Origin of the sequence: Paucihalobacter sp. (assembly GCF_036825875.1) — a bacterium.
Lineage (GTDB): Bacteria > Bacteroidota > Bacteroidia > Flavobacteriales > Flavobacteriaceae > Paucihalobacter.
Genome location: NZ_DAISXK010000047.1, coordinates 1 through 21,714, shown reverse-complemented (window position 1 = coordinate 21,714; position 21,714 = coordinate 1). Strand labels below are relative to the sequence as shown.

Sequence of the window (21,714 nt, the reverse complement as noted above, 5' to 3'; positions counted from 1 at the left end):
ACACCGTGTAACAAGCATTGCTTTTATTATACTTTTCGGAAAATCCGCGCAAGCGCGAACGTTTGCGCTTTTTAACTATTTTAATTGCCAAACCAAGCAACGCCTGTTACACAACAACGTTCCAACAATTTAACAAATGACAAGATTAATTATTATATTTTACAGTTGTTTTTTGCTTTTTGCTTCTTGTAAAGAAAAGCCCGAATTTATTGACTTTACTTACCCGGAAGGAACATACAAAGCTCTAGTATTGAGTTATGATGATGGTACAATTGAAGATATGCATTTAGCAAATTTATTTGACCAACACAATCTTGTGGGAACATTTAACCTAAATTCAGAATATTTAGGTACCAAACGTGGTTGGTCTCAACAAAATGGTGATACTATTTTTCAAAAATATGTCGCAAAAGACTCCCTTTTGTTTATATATAAAAATCATGAAATTGCTGCACATGGCGCTTTACATAAAAATTTTATTGACATTACGGACAAAGAAATACTGGACGAAGTTCAAATAGATATTAAAAACCTAACAGAACTTACAGGAAGGAAAATCATAAGTATGGCTTACCCATTTGGAAATACCAATGATGGTATTGCTAAACTTATCGCTACAACAGAAATTACCAATGCTAGAACCGTAGATGATACTTATACATTCAACCTACCAAAAAACTACTTAATATGGAATCCAACCTGTCATGACAGTAAAGTTTTAGACTATTTAAACGACTATTTAATACTTGACGAACCAAAATTATCGTTGTTCTACGTTTGGGGACATTCATGGGAATTTAAAGATCAACAGAGATGGAATACTATGGTTGAGTTTTGTGAAAAAATTGGAGAAGCTAAGGATATTTGGTCTGTTGGTAATGGAGAACTAACAAAATACTTAAAAGCTATTAAAAGAGTTCAAATTAATGAAAACAAAATAGTTAATCCCTCAAACAATCAGTTGGTTTGGATAAAACTATCAACAGGAATTAAAAAACTTGAAGCTGGAGAAACTGTAGAAATAAAAACTATTTCTAACAGCATATAAATACCCTCTTGCCTTCGCCGTCAGGTGAAGAGATTTGTGATTAAAACGAGAGTTTGGTGTATTTTACAAGCTAAAAGTTGAAACTAAATCCCCTGCCGAATTATACCGATATCTAGCTGCGATTATCTAACACCTAGCGAGGCTCTTTGTTTTTTAGAAATGTTTCGTCTTGGCTGGGATTGTATCAGTCGCAGGTCTTGACCTGTCCCACTAAAATCCACGTCTTGACCTGTCCCATGAAAACAATAAAATTCTACGTCCAAACCTAGAGGCAAAAATAAGGCTTAGCCAATTTATTCAATATATTAATCTGTATAGTTATTTCAGGACGGGTCATATGGGTAATTTGATATATTGGTAAAGCCTATCAAAGCCCTATCAAAGGCATGGATAAAGCATGGTTAATGCATGAGATAGTGACAGATTTAGATAATTTGTATTTAAGAATCAAGAATTTCATTTATTCACCCGTAAGAGTCTCATTTTTATGATGAATCATTTATACTTTAAGTTCTTAACTTTCACATCATGACATTTTTTCGAAACCGATCATAGCAAATCACACGGACTTCCTAACAAATTCTTTATTGCCAAATACATAAAACGTTACAAAACCCAGCGCACCACTAATTTCCATAAGGCTTTTCTGTCGTGCCGTAAGAAGATTAAATCATTAGATTGTTGCAAGTTAGCCAATAAATATAGCCTATGTGTATCGAATGTATAGCGCATATATAGTAAATAAAACTAATAGATGCCTAATGGTTTACCCATGGCAAGCTTTTAGCAGGTACTTAGTTAAAGTATCTTATTAATTTTAAAACCGCTTAACCTAATTTTTCGTAAACACAATAATGAAAAGTGAAAAAACAGTTAGAATGTATTTCAATTTTGTACCTAAAACCAGTATCAAAAATTAATAATTTAAAGAATAAATAATTCTTGCTACAAACTGTATTATAATATTTTATGCATCTAAACGTTCTTAACTATTAATTAAACTAAATTATATTTTGGCATCATTATTAAAAGTATATATTTGCTAACAGTATTTAATAATTTTGCAAAGCACTTAATGTAATCCCTCTGTATGCTAACAAAAAAGGCTATTAATCGATAAAAAATAATTTTTTGGATATAGAAGTTGTGAGTAAGTTTTATAATACGCTTTTTTTAATACATTTGCGTTTAGAATTCTAATGAGATTACGTCAAATTAAAATAATTGCCTTGTTTCTGCTGTGTTTAATACCTGTGGCGAGCATTTCGGCACAACCATCAACCCCGCCACCGCCAGTACCACCACCACCACCTGGTTTACCAATTGACAATTATATACCTGTTATGATAATAGTTGCAATGTTTATAGGCGTATACTTTTTAAGAAAAAGCAAAACTGAAAAAATGTCTTAGTTAAGTGCACTTAGCTTTTGAATATACTTTCCAATCATATCGAATTCTAGATTAACCACAGTGCCCTCTTTAAATGTTTTAAAGTTGGTGTGCTCAAAAGTATAAGGAATTATAGCCACGCTAAAGCTATTAACACCAGAATCAACAACCGTTAAACTTACACCATTTACGGTAATAGAACCTTTTTCTATGGTAATATTTTTAGGTGTAACATCATAAGTAAAGGTGTATTTCCAGCTGCCATTTAAATCTTCGGCCTTAGTGCAAACCGCTGTTTGATCAACATGCCCTTGCACGATATGTCCGTCCAATCGGTCGCCAATTTTCATAGCACGCTCCAGATTCACCAAATCATTAATTTGTAAATGCCCAATATTGCTTTTTTGAAGCGTTTCGTCAATTGCGGTAACGGTATAGCTAGTATCAGTTTTAGAAACCACCGTTAAACAAACTCCATTATGAGCCAAACTTTGATCTATTTTCAATTCTGAGGCTAAAGGGCTGTCTACAGTAATATGCAAATTGCCGTCTTCTTTTTCTAAATTAGAAACCACCCCTAGTTGTTCAATTATTCCAGTAAACATTTGTAATATAATTTGGTTAAATTTGTAATTGCAAAAATACATACAAATCACAGCAATTTAATGAGAAAAGAACATAAAATACGCGTCGGAATTTCGGTTGGCGATCTTAATGGCATTGGCCCTGAAATCATTATAAAAGCTCTTGAAGACAAGCGTATGATGGATTTTTACACGCCAGTTATTTTTGCTTCAATTAAAACCATGTCTTTTTTTAAAAACCACCAGCAAAGTGAGATTAATTTTCACGGTGTAGACCATTTTAATCAAATTATTGATAGCCGGGTTAATGTATACAATGTTTGGAAAGAACAAGTAGAAATTAATTTTGGAGAGGAAAGCAAAGCTATAGGTGGATATGCTATTAAATCACTAGAAAGAGCAGTTGCCGCATTAAAAAAAGACGAGATAGACGTATTGGTAACCGCTCCAATCAATAAGCAAAATATTCAATCGGAGTCCTTTAATTTTCCTGGTCATACCGACTATATCGCCAAAGAATTGAATGGAAAAAGCCTTATGTTTATGGTAACCGATAATCTTAAAGTTGGCCTGCTTACAGACCACCTACCATTAAAGGATGTAAGCTCAGCAATTACTGCCGAAGTAATCGAAGGAAAAATAAATATCATTTACAACTCCCTCATCAAAGACTTTAAAACAATCAGACCAAAAATTGCCGTTCTGGGGATTAATCCGCACGCAGGCGATAACGGTGTTATTGGCAACGAAGATGATAATTTGCTAAGACCAGTGCTTCATAAATTTCAGGAAAAAGGCATGTTGGTGTATGGTCCATATGCCGCCGATAGCTTTTTTGGCTCTAATAATTTTAAAAATTTCGATGCTGTAGTGGCAACATATCACGACCAAGGGCTCATTCCTTTTAAAACCATTTCATTTGGCGAAGGTGTTAATTACACTGCCGGATTAAGCAAAGTTAGAACCTCACCAGATCACGGAACAGCCTATGAAATAGCGGGTAAGAATACTGCCGACGCTTCTTCCTTTAAACAGGCAATTTTCACAGCACTTAAGATTTTCAAGAACAGAGCGCAACACGAAAAGCTCTCTATAAACCCTTTAAAAACCTCAAAAAAATAGTTGTAAACATTTTTTGTTTATAACATGATGCTCTAAAATAAAATTTATATATTTGCAGGCTCAAAATGAGTGCGCATATGAAGGCTTTGAAAGATTATGATATCCAGTTTGTAGGATTAAAATTAGGAAAGCACCATTTTGATTACGAAATTAAAAAACCGTTCTTTGATTGTTTTGATTATGAAGATTTTAACGGAGTAAATGTTAAAGTAAATCTCTTATTCGAAAAGAAAACAACGCTCCTAGAGTTGCATTTCGAAATAGAAGGAACCGTGAATGTCAATTGCGACCTAACCGACGAACCCTACGACCAACCCATAGAAGGAAGTTTTGATTTGGTGGTAAAGTTCGGGCAAGAGTTTAATGACGAACACGATTCTATATTAATTATTCCGCACGGTGAATACGAAATTAATATAGCGCAATACATATATGAACTTATTATTTTATCAGTTCCATTAAAGCGCGTTCATCCTGGAGTAAAAGACGGAACTTTAAAAAGTGAAGTTTTAACTAAGTTGGAAGAATTAAGTCCAAAACAAGAAGAAAATAAAAAGAATACCGACGAGATAGATCCTCGTTGGGACAAATTAAAAAATTTATTAACAGATAAATAGTATTTAAAATGGCACATCCTAAGAGAAAAATCTCGAAAACAAGAAGAGACAAAAGAAGAACACATTACAAAGCTTCTGTGCCTCAAATAGCAACTTGCCCAACAACCGGAGAGCCTCATTTATATCATAGAGCACACTGGCATGAAGGTAAATTATACTACAGAGGCCAAGTGTTGATTGACAATTCAGCAAAAGAAGAAAATCTAGCATAAATATTATGCACGCATACATAAAGCGCTCGTTTACGAGCGTTTTTTTTATGATTAATTTTTAAGTCTTCTAAAAACAACCTATTTTGCAATGATTTTAGACCAAATTGATAAAAAACAACCTTTTTTTAGTCAAATTTGGTCTTTTTCAGCCAAATTTTGTGAATCTAAAGAATCATAATGGGTAATATTACAGCCGCTATAACCGCCGTTGGTTCCTATGTACCAGATTTTGTTTTATCAAACAAGGTATTAGAAACTATGGTAGATACCAACGACGAATGGATCACCTCTCGTACCGGTATTAAAGAGCGAAGAATTCTCAAAATTCCAGGCGAAGGCACTTCTTACCTAGCCATTAAAGCCGCAGAACAGCTTATATCAAAACACAATCTTAATCCGCTTGAAATAGACCTAGTCATCGTCGCTACAGCTACTCCCGACATGCCAGTGGCCTCAACAGCGGTTTATGTCGCCACCAAAATAGGGGCCACCAATGCTTTTGCTTATGATTTACAAGCGGCATGTTCTAGTTTTTTATTCGGTATGTCAACTGCTTCAGCGTATATTACGTCTGGACGTTATAAAAAAGTATTGTTAATAGGCGCCGATAAAATGTCTTCTATTATTGATTATGAAGACCGTACAACCTGTATCATTTTTGGAGATGGCGCCGGTGCGGTACTTTTTGAACCTAATCAAGAAGGTATGGGTTTGCAAGATGAATACTTACGAAGTGACGGAAACGGAAGATCACATTTAAAAATAGATGCAGGCGGTTCAATCTTACCTCCAAGCATAGATACCGTAACTAATAAACAGCACTACGTTTTTCAAGATGGTAAAACTGTATTTAAATTTGCAGTATCCAACATGGCTGACGTATGTGAGAAAATATTAGTGCGCAATAACCTAACCAACGAAGATGTAGATTGGCTTGTGCCACACCAAGCTAATATGCGTATTATTGATGCAGCGGCAAGTAGAATGAAGCTAGAAGAACATAAAGTCTTAAAAAACATACAAAAATATGGTAATACCACATCGGCAACATTACCTTTATTACTATCAGAATTTGAAGCTCAATTTAAAAAAGGTGATAACCTAATATTTGCTGCCTTTGGCGGTGGATTTACTTGGGGCTCGGTTTACTTAAAATGGGCATATAACTAAGAAACTAACTAAATAAACAAATGTATATATGGATTTAAAGGATATTCAAAATCTTATCAAGTTTGTGGCAAAGTCTGGCGCAAACGAAGTTAGATTAGAAATGGATGATGTGAAAATCACCATTAAAACGGGTAGCGAATATAAAGGTGAACCATCCACCATGATTCAGCACGTACCAATGAGCCAAGCCGTGCCACAGGTCCAGCAACAGCAGTCTTCACCAGTAGTTTCAAGTGCGCCGCCAGTTGCAAATACTGAGACTGCCGAAAGCAGCAAATATATTACAGTAAAGTCTCCAATTATTGGAACTTTCTACAGAAAACCATCCCCAGACAAACCTATGTTTGTGGAAGTCGGGAGTGATATAAAAGAAGGCGATGTGCTTTGCGTCATCGAAGCTATGAAGCTCTTTAATGAAATTGAATCGGAAATTTCGGGCAAAATCGTTAAGATTTTAGTTGATGATTCTTCACCGGTAGAGTTCGATCAACCATTATTTTTAGTAGATCCGTCATAACAGTTAATCTTGAAGTTACGTGATTAATAGACAAATCCCAAAACCCAGTGGGTGGAATTTGGTACTTGGAATTTAAGTTTTTAATTTTAAAAGTTATGTTTAAAAAAATATTAGTTGCCAATAGAGGTGAAATTGCGCTTCGTGTAATTAGGACCTGTAAAGAAATGGGTATTCAAACGGTGGCTGTCTATTCAACTGCCGATGCCGAAAGTTTACATGTTAAATTCGCCGATGAAGCAGTTTGTATAGGTCCGCCAGCCAGTAGCGAATCTTACCTAAAAATGTCAAATATTATAGCAGCCGCCGAAATTACCAACGCCGATGCGATACATCCTGGTTACGGCTTTCTATCAGAAAATTCAAAGTTTTCAAAAATTTGTGCTGAACATGGTATTAAATTTATAGGCGCATCCGAAGAAATGATTGCAAAAATGGGCGACAAGGCAACGGCCAAAGCCACTATGAAAGCCGCTGGTGTACCTTGTGTACCAGGAAGCGATGGTATTATTGAAGATTTTGAACATTGCCAAAAAGTTGCTTCGGAAACTGGTTACCCAGTTATGCTAAAAGCAACAGCCGGTGGTGGTGGAAAGGGCATGAGAGCGGTATGGAAACCAGAAGATTTAAAAGGAGCATGGGATTCGGCCAGACAAGAATCAAAAGCAGCTTTCGGTAATGATGGCATGTACATGGAAAAACTTATTGAAGAGCCCAGACATATCGAAATTCAAATAGTTGGGGATTCAACAGGAAAGGCTTGTCATTTATCTGAAAGAGACTGTTCTATTCAGCGACGTCATCAAAAGTTAACTGAAGAAGTTCCATCACCTTTTATGACAGACGAACTTCGAGATAGAATGGGTAAAGCCGCCGTTAAGGCCGCCGAGTTTATAAAATATGAAGGCGCCGGAACAGTTGAGTTTTTGGTAGACAAAAACCGTGACTTCTACTTTATGGAAATGAATACACGTATTCAAGTAGAACATCCAATCACCGAGCAAGTAATAGACTTTGATTTGATAAGAGAACAGATATTAGTGGCCGCTGGCGTTCCAATTTCTGGAAAAAATTACACACCTAACCTACATTCAATTGAATGCCGAATTAATGCCGAAGACCCATTTAACGGTTTTAGACCATCACCAGGAAAAATAACTACTTTACATGCCCCAGGAGGCCATGGTGTTCGATTAGACACGCATGTTTATGCGGGTTACAGTATTCCGCCAAATTACGATTCTATGATTGCCAAACTCATCACAACCGCGCAAACAAGAGAAGAAGCAATCAATAAAATGAAACGTGCCTTAGATGAGTTTGTTATTGAAGGTATTAAAACGACCATACCATTTCATAGGCAATTGATGGACGACCCAAATTATCGAGCTGGTAATTACACCACTAAGTTCATGGAAGATTTTAAATTAAAAGACGTAAAAGAAGATTGAAGATAAATGTAAACCCTAAGTGAGAGCTTAGGGTTTATATTTTAACGAAATTTTTTAGCTTAAATCCCACCTAAATTCATAAAAATCCTATTTTTATTGCATAATTGTTAGTTTGAACTTAACTTTAGCAAAAAATTTTTTATGAATAAGAAGATTACTTTTCTAACAGGATTCCTTTTGTTTTCTGTTTTATTTGGTTATAAGGCATTTACGCAAAATAATGCTAATTTTTGGACGGCAGTTGATGCCGCTACCATTTCAACTGCAGATTTAGAAAATAGAATTGACATACCAAAGACAGAAGTTATTTATAGCTTAGACCTTGTTGCATTTAAGAATGCAATTCGAAATGCACCAGACCGTAAAGATAACCTTATAAACTCAAATGTGGTCATCGGAATTCCCAATGCACAAGGAAAAATGGAGCAATATCAAATTTTTTCAGCATCTGTTTTAGATGAGGAACTCCAGAGTCAGTATCCTGAGCTTGGTTCTTATACAGGTAGAAGTATTACAAACCGTTCAAAAACAGTAAGATTTAGCGTTTCAGATCAAGGTCTAAAATCTATTGCGCTGAATGATATTAATGGAACTGAATATATTGAGCCAATCAATATAATTCAGCAAATATATTCGGTGTTCTATAGACACGATTTGCCTGATTATACAGACCAGTTTGAATGTGGCGTTAGAGATGAATTTGAAAATGAGGAGGATTTTAATAGAACAAGTTTTTCCAGAAATGCAAATGACGGCCAACTAAGAGAATTTAGGTTAGCTCTTGGCTGTACCGAACAATACGCAGCGTATCATATAAACCAAGCTGGATTAAATGGCGGGACTGATGCACAAAAGAAAGCAGCCGTTCTTGGTGTTATGAATGGCGTTATGACTAGGGTAAATGCGGTTTTTGAAAATGATTTATCATTAACAATGATTTTAGTACCAACAAATGAAAATGTTATCTTTTTATCGTCTCCTTTTTTAACTAACAATAATTTATCAAATCTTATAGACGAAAGTCAGCAATTTATTGATGCTTTTATCGGTTCAGTTTATGATATAGGTCACATGCTTTGTACTGGCCCAGGAGGTCTAGCTCAACTCTTCTCCCCATGTACAAATAATAAAGCAAGAGGCGTAACAGGATCAGGCATACCATCTGGTGTTGGTTTTGAAGGAATTTTAATGCACGAAATTGGACATCAATATGGAAGTCGACACACTTTTAATGGAAGCTCGGGGAGCTGTACTAACAATAGATCGGCCGATTCTGCTTATGAAACCGGGAGTGGAACAACTATCATGGCATATCCAGGTATTTGCGGAGCTCAAAATGTTCAAGGAAATCGTGATTTATATTTTCATCAACGTAGTTTAGAATCAATTTGGGCAAATCTCACCACAGGAAACAGCACCTGTTCAAATTTAATTCCAACATCTAATAATGCACCATCGGTAGAGGCGGGAGGTTCTTTTGCAATTCCCATAGGAACCCCTTATAAATTAACCGGATCTTCAACAGATCCAGATGGGATAGACTCTCATACTTATACATGGGAACAATACGATCTTGGGCCAGCAGGAGCGCCTTCAGGAACTACACTTCAAGGGCCATTAGTACGTTCATTTCCTCCCAGTACAAGTCCAGTTCGATACGTACCAAATTTACCTGATGTTTTATCTAATGGAGGAACTTCAACACAATGGGAACAATTGGCTATTTTAGAAAGAACGATTAGTTTTAGATTAACAGTTAGAGACAATGACGTAAGAGGTGGACAAGCTGCATTTGATGTTATGACAGTTAATACAGTATCAACGGGGTTCTTCACAGTTACCTCACAAAATACTTCTAATTTAGTATATGATGGTGGCACTTCTCAAAATGTTACTTGGAATGTTGCAGGAACAACTGGATCGGGAATAAATGCAACCAGTGTGAATATTCTCTTATCAATTGACGGAGGACAAACATTCGATATAGTTTTGGCAGGTAACACTCCAAATGATGGTTCTGAGAATGTTGTTTTACCAAATGTTGACGCCGCTCAATGCAGAATTATGGTTGAGGCAGTCGGAAATATATTCTTTAATGTTAATCAAAGAGCTTTTCAAATTCAAGAACAATTAAGCGTTAATGACGAAGCACTTGCAGCTAATCTTAAAATTTACCCCAACCCTAATAATGGCACTTTCAATGTAGAGTTATTTTCTGTTTCAGGAGACATTGTATTAATCAATTTATATGATATAAGAGGCCGAGTGCTTTTTTTTAAATCATTCGAAAATAACGGAGAGATAAAATCGAATATATCGGTTAATAATCTCAATGCTGGTATTTACCTATTGAAGGTCTTAGACGGAAATAAAATGGCAACAAAAAAGATAATTATTGAATAATAATAATTTAAATCGTATAAAGTTTTCACCCCAAAACGTATAAATCATGAAAAAAAATTACATCAAAATACTATTTACAGTCTTATTTGTATTATTGTTTTCTATTATAGGGCTATCACAAAGTGCTTCTAACTTATGGAAGCCAATTGACCCGGCAAAAGCTCAACTTACTGAACAAATTTTAAGGAAAGCGCAACCCTATCAAGCTCAGTATTTTCAATTAAATTTAGAAAGTTTAAAAAGTACATTACAAGCAGCGCCATACAGATTAAATACAAATGTTGACTCAAATGTGATTATTAGTTTACCAAACTCTTTAGGTGATTTTGATAACTTCAAAATAATGGAAGCTAATATTATTGATGAAGAGCTACAAAGAAAATATCCAAACATACGGTCATACGTTGGACAGGGTGTTGACAATCCATCATTATTCTTGAGGTTTAGTTTGTCTCCTTTCGGGCTACACACCATGACATTAGGGTCACATTTAGGCGTACAGTATATCGATCCATTTTCAAAGCAAGGAGATATTTATATAGTATATTCTAAGAGACATTTGAACCCACTAGAAAACCCTCACGTTTGTGAAGTTGAAGATGAATTTTCGGAGTTTAATAGAAATGAGATTTTCGATTTAAATCAGGCAAGAAACGCTAACGACGGTACCTTAAGAGAATATCGCATGGCATTAGCCTGTACCGAGGAATACGCAGCTTTTCATGTTAATCAAGCTGGACTTAATGCAGCGCCTGATGCACAAAAGAAAGCGGCTGTTTTAGCTGCTATGAATGTTACTATGACTAGAGTTAACGGTATTTATGAAAGAGATTTATCTGTTACAATGACGATAATTCCAAATAATGAAATCATTATATTTTTAACAAACGACCCTTTCGATAATAACAATGCCGGCACGCTTATTAATCAGAGTCAGTCCGTTATAGACAGTAATATTGGAAATGCTAATTATGATATAGGACACACATTCAGCACTGGTGGAGGCGGTTTAGCTAGTTTGAATGTGCCTTGTGTATCTGGCAGTAAAGCTAGAGGGATTACTGGTTCTTTTCAGCCCTTAGGAGATCCATTTGACGTTGATTTTGTGGCCCATGAAATAGGACACCAGTTTGGGTCACCTCACACTTTTAATGGTACACAAGGCAATTGTTCAGGAAATAACAGGACAGCTTCATCGGCTTATGAACCAGGAAGTGGTACCACAATTATGGCTTACGCCGGTATCTGTGGTTCCGATAATATTCAAAATAATTCCGATGCCTATTTTCACCAACGTAGCTTAGCGCTAATTTGGGCGAATGTTTCTTCTGGAAACAGTAGTTCTTGTCCTACTCAAACTTCCACAGGTAATAGTTCGCCAACTGCCAATGCTGGGGCAAATTATATTATTCCGGCAGGCACTCCTTATAAGTTAACAGGAAGCTCCACCGATGCTAATGGTACAGCAAGTCATACCTACACCTGGGAACAGTACGATTTAGGCCCAGCAGGATTACCTGCAGAAACCAATCTACAAGGCCCTTTGGTGCGCTCTTTTGAAGGCTCAACCAACCCAACTCGTTATATTCCAAGACTTGAGGATATTCTTATAAACGGTGGCACGTCTTCTACATGGGAGAAGTTAAGTTTAGTAACTAGACAAATTAATTATCGATTAACAGTTAGAGACAACGATCCGCGAGGAGGTCAGATTGCAGTAGATAATATGATAGTGACGAATAATAATGCCGCCGCTTTTTTCAGAGTTACATCACAAAATACAACTGGTATAACCTGGACACCTGGAGAAACAGAAACTGTAACATGGGATGTGGCCAATACAAATGGTGTTGACATAAACACTCAAAATGTTAATATATTATTATCGACAGATGGTGGTCAAAATTTCGACGTGGTTTTGGCTTCAAACACACCTAATGATGGGACTCAAGATATAATTGTACCAGATGTTTTTGGTGTAAATTGCCGAATAATGGTCGAGGCAGTTGGCAATATTTTCTTTAATGTAAATGCACAAAGCTTTACGGTAGGTTCTTTAACCTGTGCGGATTACGCCTCCGATGCCAATCTCGGTATTGCCATTCCCGACGGTTCGGGGACCACAGGACCTATTCAAGGCACAGCAATTTCTCATCAAATTAATGTTCCTGACAATGTTGTAATTGACCAAGTTTCTGTTTCGGTAAATGTATCGCACACTTGGGTTGGTGATATATTAATTTTAGTTGAGCATCCTGATGGAACGACCGCTTCTGTTGTTTGGTCTGGCAATTGTGGCAATAACGACAATATAAATGTAACTTTTCAAGATGGTGCTCCAGCAATTGTTTGTGGTTCTCCAACTTCGGGCACTTATGCACCAGTTGAGTCGTTGAGTGTATTTAATGGACTAAATTCTCAAGGAAATTGGACCATTCGTATTGCAGACTTTTTTGCAGGCGACACAGGAACACTTAACAACTGGTCATTGGAAATTTGCACCTCATCATCGCTTTCAATAGCTGATAATGAGTTCAATAATTTACAGGTTTTTCCAAACCCAAACAACGGAACCTTCAATGTCAGTTTTATCCCGCAAAGCGAAAATGTCAAAATTGACGTTTACGACATAAGAGGTAGAGCGATTCTAAGTAAAACTTACCAATCCAATGGAAGATTTGAGGAAACACTTACTTTAGATAATGCACAATCAGGAATGTATTTATTAAGCATTACCGATGGTAATCAAAAAGTAACTAAAAAAATAATCGTAGATTAATAAATTTCTTCTAACTTAAAGCTCCCATTATAGGGAGCTTTTTTTGTTTATGAATCTATCATATTGGGAAATAAAATCATGGTTACATAACATCCATTTTACCATAGTCGGCAGTGGTATTGTGGGACTGAATTGCGCACTTTCTTTAAAGAAACGATTCCCAAAATCTAATATTTTAATTTTAGAAAAAGGCTATTTACCACAAGGAGCCAGTACAAAAAATGCGGGTTTTGCTTGCTTCGGAAGTTTAAGCGAAATCATTGATGATTTAAATCACCACAGTGAAACAGAAGTGGTTGAAATGGTCAAAAACCGACAAAGTGGCTTGCAATTACTACGGCAAACTTTAGGCGATAAACAAATAGATTATAAGCATTTTGGTGGTTATGAGTTGTTTTTAGATCGAGAAACTGAGTTTTATGAAAGTTGTTTGAGCAGAATGAATTCCGTAAACGAACTTTTATCCCCTATTTTTAATGACGATGTTTTTAGCGTTACAGATAACAAATTTAAATTTAATAAAATTAAGCCAAATTACAGTTTCAATAAACATGAAGCTCAAATAGATACATGCAAGATGATGCAAGTACTTTTGCTAAAAGCTTTAAAGAACGGCATTAAAATTTTGAATACGGTTTCAGTTGAAAGTTTTCAGGAAAATGCTTCCGGCGTTCAAATAAAAACCAACCATTTTGAATTTTCAAGTTCTAAATTATTAATAGCTACCAATGGTTTTGCAAGTCAATTGTTAAATGAAAAAGTGCAACCAGCACGCGCGCAAGTGCTCATAACCAAACCAATTATAAACTTACATATCAAAGGCACTTTCCATCTCGATAAAGGCTACTATTACTTCAGAAACATCGACAACAGAATTTTATTTGGCGGTGGAAGAAATCTTGATTTCAAAACCGAAAACACTACCGAATTTGGTCAAACCCAATTAGTCCAAAACACTTTAGAAACATACCTAAAGGAAGTTATTTTACCCAATGCAACTTTTGAAATAGACCATCGCTGGAGTGGCATTATGGGTGTTGGCTCTCAAAAAAAACCTATTGTAAAACAAATTTCAAATAACGTGTTTTGCGGCGTAAGATTAGGAGGAATGGGAATTGCCATTGGCAGTAATGTTGGGAAGGCATTATCAGATTTGGTTGAATAATGGAAACGCAAAAACCGACATATAAGGTCATTATTATCGGTGGCGGCTTAGCCGGTTTAACCAGCGCCATTCATTTATCAATGTTTAATATTGAGGTTTTGGTAATTGAAAAAAACAGCTACCCTAAACATAAAGTATGCGGTGAATACATTTCAAATGAAGTACTACCATATTTGAATAGCTTGGGCTTTAACCCATTCGATTTTGGGGCGAAATGCATGGATGATTTTGAATTAACCACAAGCGCCAACAAGTCTATCAAATCAAAGCTTCCGCTCGGTGGCTTCGGCATAAGTCGTTATAAACTAGACTTCCAACTATTTAAATTGGCGCAGCGCAAAGGTGTTGAAGTAGTTCATGACGCTGTAATTGATATCAGCTTCGATAACAATTTATTCACAGTAAATACAAAAAACGGGCAGTTCTTTCAGGCAGAAATAGTTATTGGTTCCTATGGAAAACGTGCAAATCTGGATATAAATTTAGAGCGCTCCTTTATCAAAGAAACTTCGCCATATCTAGCCGTGAAAACCCATGTAATAACAGATTTTCCTTCTAATAAAGTGGCTTTACACAATTTTATAGGTGGTTATTGTGGTGTGTCAATGGTTGAAGGAAACACGACAAATCTATGTTACATCACCAACTATAAAAGCTTTAAAAAATTTAAAAACATTAAAGAATTTCAAGAAAAAGTAGTCTTTAAAAACTCAGCGCTACGTTCAATTTTTCAAAACTCAGTTTCGCAATTTGATCAACCTTTGAGCATTAGTCAAATTTCTTTTAAAATTAAAAATCCAGTCGAAAATCATATAATCATGTGTGGTGACACGGCTGGCATGATTCACCCTTTATGCGGAAACGGCATGGCCATGGCAATTAGAAGCGCACAATTGGCATCTGAGACAATAATTGACTATCTTCATAAAAAAATTCCGAATAGGAATGAAATGGAACAACACTATGCCAACCAGTGGAATACAACTTTTAAATCGAGACTAAAAACAGGCCGTACCATTGCTTATTTATTCAGGCAAGAATGGCTGGCTCCAATTGTTTTGAACCTTTTGTATCTATTTCCATCGCTAATTTCAAAAATAATTAAACGCACGCATGGCGCGCCAATGAAAGCTGTTTAAAATGCCCATTAATACAACCTACAGAAGCACCGAACAAGAACTTATGGACGATTTTACCATGCAAGGTGAATTGCTTCGTGACACGCTTGATAAGTTAGGAAATATTAATAAATGGCTTGGCGGTAATCGCATCACTTTAAATGGAGTTGAAAAACTTTTGCAAGAAAAAGACAAAAGCCAAACTTACACTATTGTTGACCTAGGCTGTGGCCATGGTGATATTTTAAGATTAATCGCACAATGGGGAAGAAGGCATAATTTCAAATTGAAACTTATCGGGATAGATGCCAACACATATGCCATAGCGTACGCCAATGAATTATCTAGCGAGTTTCCGGAACTACATTTCAAAGTATCGGATGTATTTTCTGAAGATTTTGAAAAACTCAACTGCGACATTATTCTGTCAACCTTGTTTCTTCACCATTTTAAAGATGAAGATATTGTGCAACTGCTCAACACTTTTTCAAAAAATGCCAACTTAGGAATTGTTGTTAACGATTTACAACGAAGCAAACTGGCGTATTTTCTGTTTCAGTGTTTGGGATTGGTAATTTCAAACCACATGATAAAGCAAGACGGCTTAATTTCTATTAAAAGAGCCTTTAAAAAAAATGAACTCATAAAATTTTCCGAACAACTCAACTTAAATTACAACATCCGATGGCAATGGGCGTTTCGTTATCAGTGGGTTATAACAACTTAAAATGGCAGTAAAAATAACAGCAGTGTCTAAACAACTTCCTCAATATACACGATATACTAAGGATATTTTGCCTTATGTTGAAAGTTGGCTGGCAGGTCAAGAAGTACGTTTTAAACGAAAAGTTCTAAAAATATTCGAAAATGCCGCTGTCGATAAGCGTTATGCCATCATGGATGCTGAAGAAGTATTTTTAAAAACTTCTTTTGAAGAAAAAAACGATATTTATATTAGAGAATCCATCAAATTGGCGCGTGCAGCATTAAAAAAAGTCTTATTAAAAGCGCAATTGCAACCCATCGATATAGACTATATCATAACAGTGAGCTGCACGGGAATTATGATTCCATCCTTAGACGCTTATTTGATAAACGATCTACAAATGCGGCAAGATGTAATGCGTTTACCAGTTACCGAAATGGGTTGTGCTGCCGGTGTTTCCGCAATGATTTATGCGCACAACTTTCTAAAATCTAACCCCAATAAACGCGCCGCCATTATTGCGGTTGAGTCGCCAACATCAACCTTTCAGCTAGATGATTTTTCTATGGTTAACATTGTAAGTGCTGCCATTTTTGGTGATGGCTGTGCTGCGGCTATTTTGTCTTCTTATGAAAATGAATCTGGTCCAGAAATTATAGACGAAGCCATGTATCATTTTTACGATGAAACCCACATGATGGGTTTTAAACTTCGGAATTCTGGATTGCAAATGGTTTTAGACCAATCGGTTCCAGAAACTATTGCAGCGCATTTTCCGAATATAATTAATCCATTTTTAGAGCGTAACCAGCTAAGCATTCAAGATATTAATCACCTTATTTTTCATCCTGGTGGGAAAAAAATAGTACAAACCGTTGAAGACCTTTTTGGCTCACTCGGAAAAAACATAGATGACACAAAAGAAGTTTTAAAACAATACGGTAATATGAGTAGTGCAACAGTGTTGTATGTTTTAGAGCGTTTTATAGATAGAAATTTGCCATCAGGGGATTTAGGACTCATGCTGAGTTTTGGCCCTGGGTTTTCGGCGCAACGCATATTGTTAAAATGGTAAAGGAATTTGATAATAAAAACTATTGGGCGCTCATATTAGGAGGCTCGAGCGGCTTAGGTTTGGCAACAGCGCAAAAGTTGGCCGACCACGGTATGAATATTTGTGTGATTTACAGAGCGCCGAGAGTTCATGAAGCGGAAATTCAAAATGAATTTAAGGATATAACGCAAAACGGGGTTGAATTTTTAGCTTTCAATGTAGATGCTTTAAGTCCAGTAAAAAGAAATGAAGTGATTAAAACACTTCAAACAAAATTTAAGAAAAACGGCAGCATCAAGGTATTAGTTCACAGTATTGCTAAAGGAAATTTAAAACCCATGGTTGATGATAATAATTTAACCTTGAAAAATCAAGATTTTTTGTTAACCATAAATGCCATGGCAATTAGTTTATACGATTGGACCCAAGCAGTATTAGAGGCCAAGTTGTTTTGTGAAGACGCACGTGTGATTAGTTTTACAAGTGAAGGAAATTCAAAATCGTGGCGAGGTTATGCCGCTGTTTCAGCCGCAAAAACAACCTTAGAAGCCATCACACGAAACATAGCTTTGGAAATGGCCCCTTACGGAATTAAAGCAAACTGCATACAAGCCGGTGTTACCGATACAGCGTCTTTTCGCGCCATTCCGGGAAATAAACAACTAGAAGAAATGGCGTTGAAAAGAAACCCTTCTCATAAATTAACCAGTCCACAAGATGTCGCCAACGTAGTGTATTTATTAACCAAAGACGAAGCCTCATGGATTAACGGCAGTATAATTACTGTTGATGGCGGAGAACATTTAAGTTAGAGATGACAGCACCAGAAATCATAGCGCTTTTGCCTTATAAGTCACCATTCTTATTTGTGGATGCTATAGAAACTATTTCTGGAAACGCTGTAAAAGGGCATTATACATTTAAAGAAACCGAATATTTTTACGAAGGTCATTTTAAAAACCAACCTGTTACACCTGGTGTTATCCTTACCGAATGTATGGCACAAATTGGCTTGGTTTGTTTGGGGATTTATCTTTTTAAAGATGAAAATTTAGAAAACCAAAATATTCTGGTGGCATTAACATCACATCAAATAGATTTTTATTTACCAGTGTTGCCAAAAGAGAAAATAACCGTCATTTCCGAGAAGGAATATTTCAGATTCAACAAATTAAAATGTCGTGTAAAAATGTTGAATGAACAAAATGAACTAGTTTGCAAAGGCAGTATTTCAGGAATGATTAAATCGCAAGGTTATGACTAATCGCGTTGTTATTACGGGTCTTGGTGTTGTTGCACCCAATGCTGTTGGAATAGAAAATTTCACCGAAGCTTTGCGACTTGGAATTTCGGGAATTGAATTTTACCAAGAATTAAAAGACCTAAATTTTTCTTGTCAAATTGGCGGAATTCCAACAATTTCCGAAGATTTAAAATCACAATATTTTTCTGAATTGCAACTTCGAGGCTTTAATAGTTCTGGAATTTTATACGGTTGCATCGCAGGGATTGATGCCTGGAAAAATGCTGGTTTTTCAGTAAGCGACGATAGTGAATTGGATATTGACACAGGATTAATATTTGGAACAGGAACTTCAGGCGTTGAAAAATTTAGAGAAGCTATTTATAAATTAGACGACAAGCAAGTGAGACGCTTGGGCAGTACCGTTGTGGTACAAACTATGGCGAGTGGTGTAAGTGCCTATTTAAGTGGAATGCTGGGCTTGGGTAATCAAGTTACCACTAATTCCTCTGCTTGTAGTACTGGTACGGAAGCCATTTTAATGGGATACAATCGTATAAAATCAGGGAACGCCAAACGCATGCTGGTTGGTAGTTGTAGCGATCACGGACCTTATGTTTGGGGTGGTTTTGATGCCATGCGCGTTTGTACCTATAAACACAATGAAACACCTGAACAAGGCTCACGACCAATGAGTGCTTCGGCATCTGGTTTTGTTCCAGGGAGTGGCGCAGGTGCTTTGTTGTTAGAATCTTTAGACAGTGCTTCAGAAAGAAATGCTACTATTTATGCTGAAGTTTTGGGTGGCGAAGTTAATTCCGGGGGACAGCGCAACGGAGGCACATTAACCGCGCCAAATCCTGAAGCGGTGCAGCGCTGTATTAAACAAGCAATAAAAAATTCTGGTTTAAACAAAAACGATATTCAGGTAATAAACGGTCATTTAACAGCGACATCCAAAGACGCTTTAGAAATTGAAAACTGGAGTAAATCATTAAATAGAGAAGGAAGTGATTTCCCTTACATCAATGCTACAAAATCAATGATTGGACACTGTTTAGCGGCTGCAGGAGCCATAGAATCGGTTGCTAGTGTTTTACAACTGCACCATCAATTTGTAGCATCAAATTTAAATTGTGAAGATTTGCATCCAGAAATTACAAGCATCGTTGCTAAAGAAAAAATCCCCTCCAACAGCTTCAATTTTAACTTCGATATTATTGCCAAAGCCAGTTTTGGGTTTGGTGATGTAAATGCATGTGTTTTATTTAAGCGTTTTAAAGCGTAATTTTATACTCAAAATCAAACCATGGAAAAGAACGCATTAATAGCCCAATTAAAAACGATTGTTGCTCCTTATATTCAGGACGAACAAGCTTTTCAGAATTTAACAGAAAGCACAGACTTTGTGAAAGACCTAAAAATAAATTCTGCCAATTTGGTGGATATCATTTTAGATATAGAGGATGCTTTTGACATAAGATTAGAAAATGAAGACATGGAGCAAATGCTCACCGTAAAATCGGCAATGAACATCGTAACTGCTAAGTTAGATGCCAAATGATAGGTAATGATATCGTTTCATTAGACTTCGCTAAAAACTCCAAAAATTGGAAAAATCAGCGGTTTTTAGACAAATTATTCACGAAAACGGAACAAAACGTCATAAAATTAGCTCAAAATCCATTTGTGGAAATTTGGAAACTCTGGAGCTTAAAAGAAAGTGCCTATAAATTATATGTGCAGCGTTTCAACCAAAGATTTTATGCACCAATTCAATTTGAATGTAATTTTTTTAAGGATGAAGTAACAGTTTCGAAAGAAGACTTCTTGTGTAACACAAAAACACTTCAGAACGAAAATTATGTTTTTTCAATAGCCTTTCAAGAAACAGTCGAAGTCTATTCAGACTGCATTAAACTTAAATATAGTAACTATAAATATCAAAGCGCAACCACTACACTTGAATTAAAAAAAGCAGTATCAAAACATTTTAATATCGCTGTTCAGCACCTGAATGTTTGCAAATCGGAAATAGGCATTCCAAAGATTTATTTTTATAATCAAGTTTTACCTGTTGATATTTCATTATCGCATCACGGTCATTATGGGGCATTTTCATTAGTTTTTAAATAAATTCATTTTTTTTAGCGTGAATCGGCTCCAACATATCATTTCATTTTTACTCAAAATAAAGTGGGCTGTGATCGTCGCGCTCGTCATATTATTAGCTTTTTCAGGCTTTCAAACTGTGAACAATCTAAGTGTCGATAATAGCTTATCCATATGGTTTCTAGAAGATAATCCAAGTTATAAAGCTTATATCGATTACCAAGAACAGTTTGGCTCGGATGAGATTTTTATTGCGATGCTGAATGTTGAAAATGCTCTAGACAGCCTTCACATCAACAAATTGCAGCAACTACATCAAGAAATTGATGGCTTAAGATATGTAAAAACATCCTTCAGTTTAGCAACTGCCGAATATCCTATATACAATAATGGCGCTTTAATTTTTGATAAACTATACAATCCTAAACGGAGCGAGAAAGGCTTAAAAAGTTTATTGAGCAAACTCCCAAATATTTCTAGCCAGTTGGTAACGGATGACATGAAGCATTTGTTTGTGTATATTCAGTTAAATCCAACGCCTAATATAGAAAGCGATAGAGCCATTATTCTACCAGAAATTGAGACCTATCTCACAAAATATTTTCCTAATTCATATAGTTTAACAGGCGCACCAGTACTTAACGAAGCGTATAGCCGAGGTATCTATAAAGAAAGTTTGGTGTTTGGAATTTCAACCATTTTGGTAATAGCATTCATGTTATTGTTTTTGCTTCCGGACCGAAAATATTTGTTTATGTCACTGTGCGCTGTAGCCGTTCCAATTATATTGTTATTCGGAATTATTACCTCGTTTGGCTTCGCGCTTAACATGATATCAATGCTAATTCCAACTATTTTGCTAGTTTACAGCGTGAGCGACGCGGTTCATATCATAAACATATATCACAAAGAAGGTCTGCAGCGACCAGAAATATCCAGATTTAAACTACTAAGTTTATCGATAAGAAAGAGTTTTACACCTTGTTTTTATACCACGCTAACTACCATTGTGGGATATTTTGCCT

The 21,714-nt window shown here is 36.0% G+C and carries 19 protein-coding genes and 1 pseudogene; 19 read left to right on the top strand and 1 reads right to left on the bottom strand.

What is annotated here, in order from left to right; translation table 11 throughout:
* The first annotated feature begins 136 nt into the window (after positions 1 to 136).
* Positions 137 to 1,048, top strand: a complete 912-nt coding sequence (locus tag V7Z48_RS11625) for a polysaccharide deacetylase family protein (RefSeq protein WP_334113678.1) — start codon at positions 137 to 139, stop codon at positions 1,046 to 1,048.
* A gap of 1,408 nt (positions 1,049 to 2,456) precedes the next feature.
* Here V7Z48_RS11625 and V7Z48_RS11620 read toward each other — a convergent pair.
* Positions 2,457 to 3,044, bottom strand: coding sequence for a riboflavin synthase (locus tag V7Z48_RS11620; protein ID WP_334113676.1), 588 nt, complete (start codon positions 3,042 to 3,044; stop codon positions 2,457 to 2,459).
* Between the two features lie 60 nt (positions 3,045 to 3,104).
* Here V7Z48_RS11620 and pdxA point away from each other — a divergent pair, with 60 nt between their 5' ends.
* From pdxA to V7Z48_RS11530, 18 genes and pseudogenes are all read left to right on the top strand, one after another.
* Positions 3,105 to 4,145 (top strand): 4-hydroxythreonine-4-phosphate dehydrogenase PdxA, encoded by a 1,041-nt coding sequence (gene pdxA / locus V7Z48_RS11615; RefSeq protein WP_334113675.1) that lies wholly within the window; start codon positions 3,105 to 3,107, stop codon positions 4,143 to 4,145.
* A 77-nt stretch (positions 4,146 to 4,222) separates the two neighbouring features.
* Positions 4,223 to 4,762: a YceD family protein gene (locus tag V7Z48_RS11610; protein WP_334113674.1), complete on the top strand. Its 540-nt coding sequence runs from the start codon at positions 4,223 to 4,225 to the stop codon at positions 4,760 to 4,762.
* A gap of 8 nt (positions 4,763 to 4,770) precedes the next feature.
* Positions 4,771 to 4,974: a 50S ribosomal protein L32 gene (rpmF, locus tag V7Z48_RS11605; protein WP_334113673.1), complete on the top strand. Its 204-nt coding sequence runs from the start codon at positions 4,771 to 4,773 to the stop codon at positions 4,972 to 4,974.
* Positions 4,975 to 5,151: 177 nt separating this feature from the next.
* Positions 5,152 to 6,144, top strand: a complete 993-nt coding sequence (locus V7Z48_RS11600) for a beta-ketoacyl-ACP synthase III (protein WP_334113672.1) — start codon at positions 5,152 to 5,154, stop codon at positions 6,142 to 6,144.
* A gap of 28 nt (positions 6,145 to 6,172) precedes the next feature.
* Entirely contained in the window at positions 6,173 to 6,661 is a 489-nt protein-coding gene (gene accB / locus V7Z48_RS11595; RefSeq protein WP_334113670.1) for an acetyl-CoA carboxylase biotin carboxyl carrier protein, read from the top strand.
* A 95-nt stretch (positions 6,662 to 6,756) separates the two neighbouring features.
* Positions 6,757 to 8,109: an acetyl-CoA carboxylase biotin carboxylase subunit gene (gene accC, locus V7Z48_RS11590; RefSeq protein ID WP_334113669.1), complete on the top strand. Its 1,353-nt coding sequence runs from the start codon at positions 6,757 to 6,759 to the stop codon at positions 8,107 to 8,109.
* A 141-nt stretch (positions 8,110 to 8,250) separates the two neighbouring features.
* A complete protein-coding gene (locus tag V7Z48_RS11585; protein ID WP_334113668.1) occupies positions 8,251 to 10,512 on the top strand; it encodes a zinc-dependent metalloprotease in 2,262 nt (753 codons plus the stop codon).
* A 46-nt stretch (positions 10,513 to 10,558) separates the two neighbouring features.
* Entirely contained in the window at positions 10,559 to 13,291 is a 2,733-nt protein-coding gene (locus V7Z48_RS11580; protein ID WP_334113666.1) for a reprolysin-like metallopeptidase, read from the top strand.
* Between the two features lie 49 nt (positions 13,292 to 13,340).
* Positions 13,341 to 14,456: an NAD(P)/FAD-dependent oxidoreductase gene (locus V7Z48_RS11575; RefSeq protein ID WP_334113665.1), complete on the top strand. Its 1,116-nt coding sequence runs from the start codon at positions 13,341 to 13,343 to the stop codon at positions 14,454 to 14,456.
* A complete protein-coding gene (locus V7Z48_RS11570) occupies positions 14,456 to 15,595 on the top strand; it encodes an NAD(P)/FAD-dependent oxidoreductase (RefSeq protein WP_334113664.1) in 1,140 nt (379 codons plus the stop codon). Before V7Z48_RS11575 ends, V7Z48_RS11570 begins: the two co-directional genes overlap by 1 nt.
* Position 15,596: 1 nt before the next feature.
* The gene (locus V7Z48_RS11565) at positions 15,597 to 16,301 is read left to right on the top strand and encodes a methyltransferase domain-containing protein (RefSeq protein WP_334113663.1); all 705 of its coding nucleotides are present in this window, start codon (positions 15,597 to 15,599) and stop codon (positions 16,299 to 16,301) included.
* A gap of 1 nt (position 16,302) precedes the next feature.
* Positions 16,303 to 17,355, top strand: a complete 1,053-nt coding sequence (locus tag V7Z48_RS11560) for a type III polyketide synthase (RefSeq protein ID WP_334113661.1) — start codon at positions 16,303 to 16,305, stop codon at positions 17,353 to 17,355.
* A complete protein-coding gene (locus V7Z48_RS11555; RefSeq protein WP_334113660.1) occupies positions 17,349 to 18,146 on the top strand; it encodes an SDR family oxidoreductase in 798 nt (265 codons plus the stop codon). The genes V7Z48_RS11560 and V7Z48_RS11555 overlap by 7 nt, the downstream gene beginning before the upstream one ends.
* A 2-nt stretch (positions 18,147 to 18,148) precedes the next feature.
* Entirely contained in the window at positions 18,149 to 18,598 is a 450-nt protein-coding gene (locus V7Z48_RS11550) for a 3-hydroxyacyl-ACP dehydratase FabZ family protein (RefSeq protein ID WP_334113659.1), read from the top strand.
* The gene (locus V7Z48_RS11545; protein WP_334113658.1) at positions 18,591 to 19,865 is read left to right on the top strand and encodes a beta-ketoacyl-[acyl-carrier-protein] synthase family protein; all 1,275 of its coding nucleotides are present in this window, start codon (positions 18,591 to 18,593) and stop codon (positions 19,863 to 19,865) included. The genes V7Z48_RS11550 and V7Z48_RS11545 overlap by 8 nt, the downstream gene beginning before the upstream one ends.
* Positions 19,866 to 19,886: 21 nt before the next feature.
* The gene (locus V7Z48_RS11540) at positions 19,887 to 20,141 is read left to right on the top strand and encodes an acyl carrier protein (protein ID WP_334113657.1); all 255 of its coding nucleotides are present in this window, start codon (positions 19,887 to 19,889) and stop codon (positions 20,139 to 20,141) included.
* Entirely contained in the window at positions 20,138 to 20,713 is a 576-nt protein-coding gene (locus V7Z48_RS11535) for a 4'-phosphopantetheinyl transferase family protein (RefSeq protein WP_334113655.1), read from the top strand. Before V7Z48_RS11540 ends, V7Z48_RS11535 begins: the two co-directional genes overlap by 4 nt.
* A gap of 115 nt (positions 20,714 to 20,828) precedes the next feature.
* Positions 20,829 to 21,714, top strand: a pseudogene (locus V7Z48_RS11530) (efflux RND transporter permease subunit); the annotation flags it as partial.

Bases quoted from the DNA above. Each gene is read 5' to 3' on its own strand.
- V7Z48_RS11625 (WP_334113678.1), top strand. From the start codon at position 137: ATGACAAGATTAATTATTATATTTTACAGTTGTTTTTTGCTTTTTGCT.
- V7Z48_RS11620 (WP_334113676.1), bottom strand. From the start codon at position 3,044: ATGTTTACTGGAATAATTGAACAACTAGGGGTGGTTTCTAATTTAGAA.
- pdxA (WP_334113675.1), top strand. From the start codon at position 3,105: ATGAGAAAAGAACATAAAATACGCGTCGGAATTTCGGTTGGCGATCTT.
- V7Z48_RS11610 (WP_334113674.1), top strand. From the start codon at position 4,223: ATGAAGGCTTTGAAAGATTATGATATCCAGTTTGTAGGATTAAAATTA.
- rpmF (WP_334113673.1), top strand. From the start codon at position 4,771: ATGGCACATCCTAAGAGAAAAATCTCGAAAACAAGAAGAGACAAAAGA.
- V7Z48_RS11600 (WP_334113672.1), top strand. From the start codon at position 5,152: ATGGGTAATATTACAGCCGCTATAACCGCCGTTGGTTCCTATGTACCA.
- accB (WP_334113670.1), top strand. From the start codon at position 6,173: ATGGATTTAAAGGATATTCAAAATCTTATCAAGTTTGTGGCAAAGTCT.
- accC (WP_334113669.1), top strand. From the start codon at position 6,757: ATGTTTAAAAAAATATTAGTTGCCAATAGAGGTGAAATTGCGCTTCGT.
- V7Z48_RS11585 (WP_334113668.1), top strand. From the start codon at position 8,251: ATGAATAAGAAGATTACTTTTCTAACAGGATTCCTTTTGTTTTCTGTT.
- V7Z48_RS11580 (WP_334113666.1), top strand. From the start codon at position 10,559: ATGAAAAAAAATTACATCAAAATACTATTTACAGTCTTATTTGTATTA.
- V7Z48_RS11575 (WP_334113665.1), top strand. From the start codon at position 13,341: ATGAATCTATCATATTGGGAAATAAAATCATGGTTACATAACATCCAT.
- V7Z48_RS11570 (WP_334113664.1), top strand. From the start codon at position 14,456: ATGGAAACGCAAAAACCGACATATAAGGTCATTATTATCGGTGGCGGC.
- V7Z48_RS11565 (WP_334113663.1), top strand. From the start codon at position 15,597: ATGCCCATTAATACAACCTACAGAAGCACCGAACAAGAACTTATGGAC.
- V7Z48_RS11560 (WP_334113661.1), top strand. From the start codon at position 16,303: ATGGCAGTAAAAATAACAGCAGTGTCTAAACAACTTCCTCAATATACA.
- V7Z48_RS11555 (WP_334113660.1), top strand. From the start codon at position 17,349: ATGGTAAAGGAATTTGATAATAAAAACTATTGGGCGCTCATATTAGGA.
- V7Z48_RS11550 (WP_334113659.1), top strand. From the start codon at position 18,149: ATGACAGCACCAGAAATCATAGCGCTTTTGCCTTATAAGTCACCATTC.
- V7Z48_RS11545 (WP_334113658.1), top strand. From the start codon at position 18,591: ATGACTAATCGCGTTGTTATTACGGGTCTTGGTGTTGTTGCACCCAAT.
- V7Z48_RS11540 (WP_334113657.1), top strand. From the start codon at position 19,887: ATGGAAAAGAACGCATTAATAGCCCAATTAAAAACGATTGTTGCTCCT.
- V7Z48_RS11535 (WP_334113655.1), top strand. From the start codon at position 20,138: ATGATAGGTAATGATATCGTTTCATTAGACTTCGCTAAAAACTCCAAA.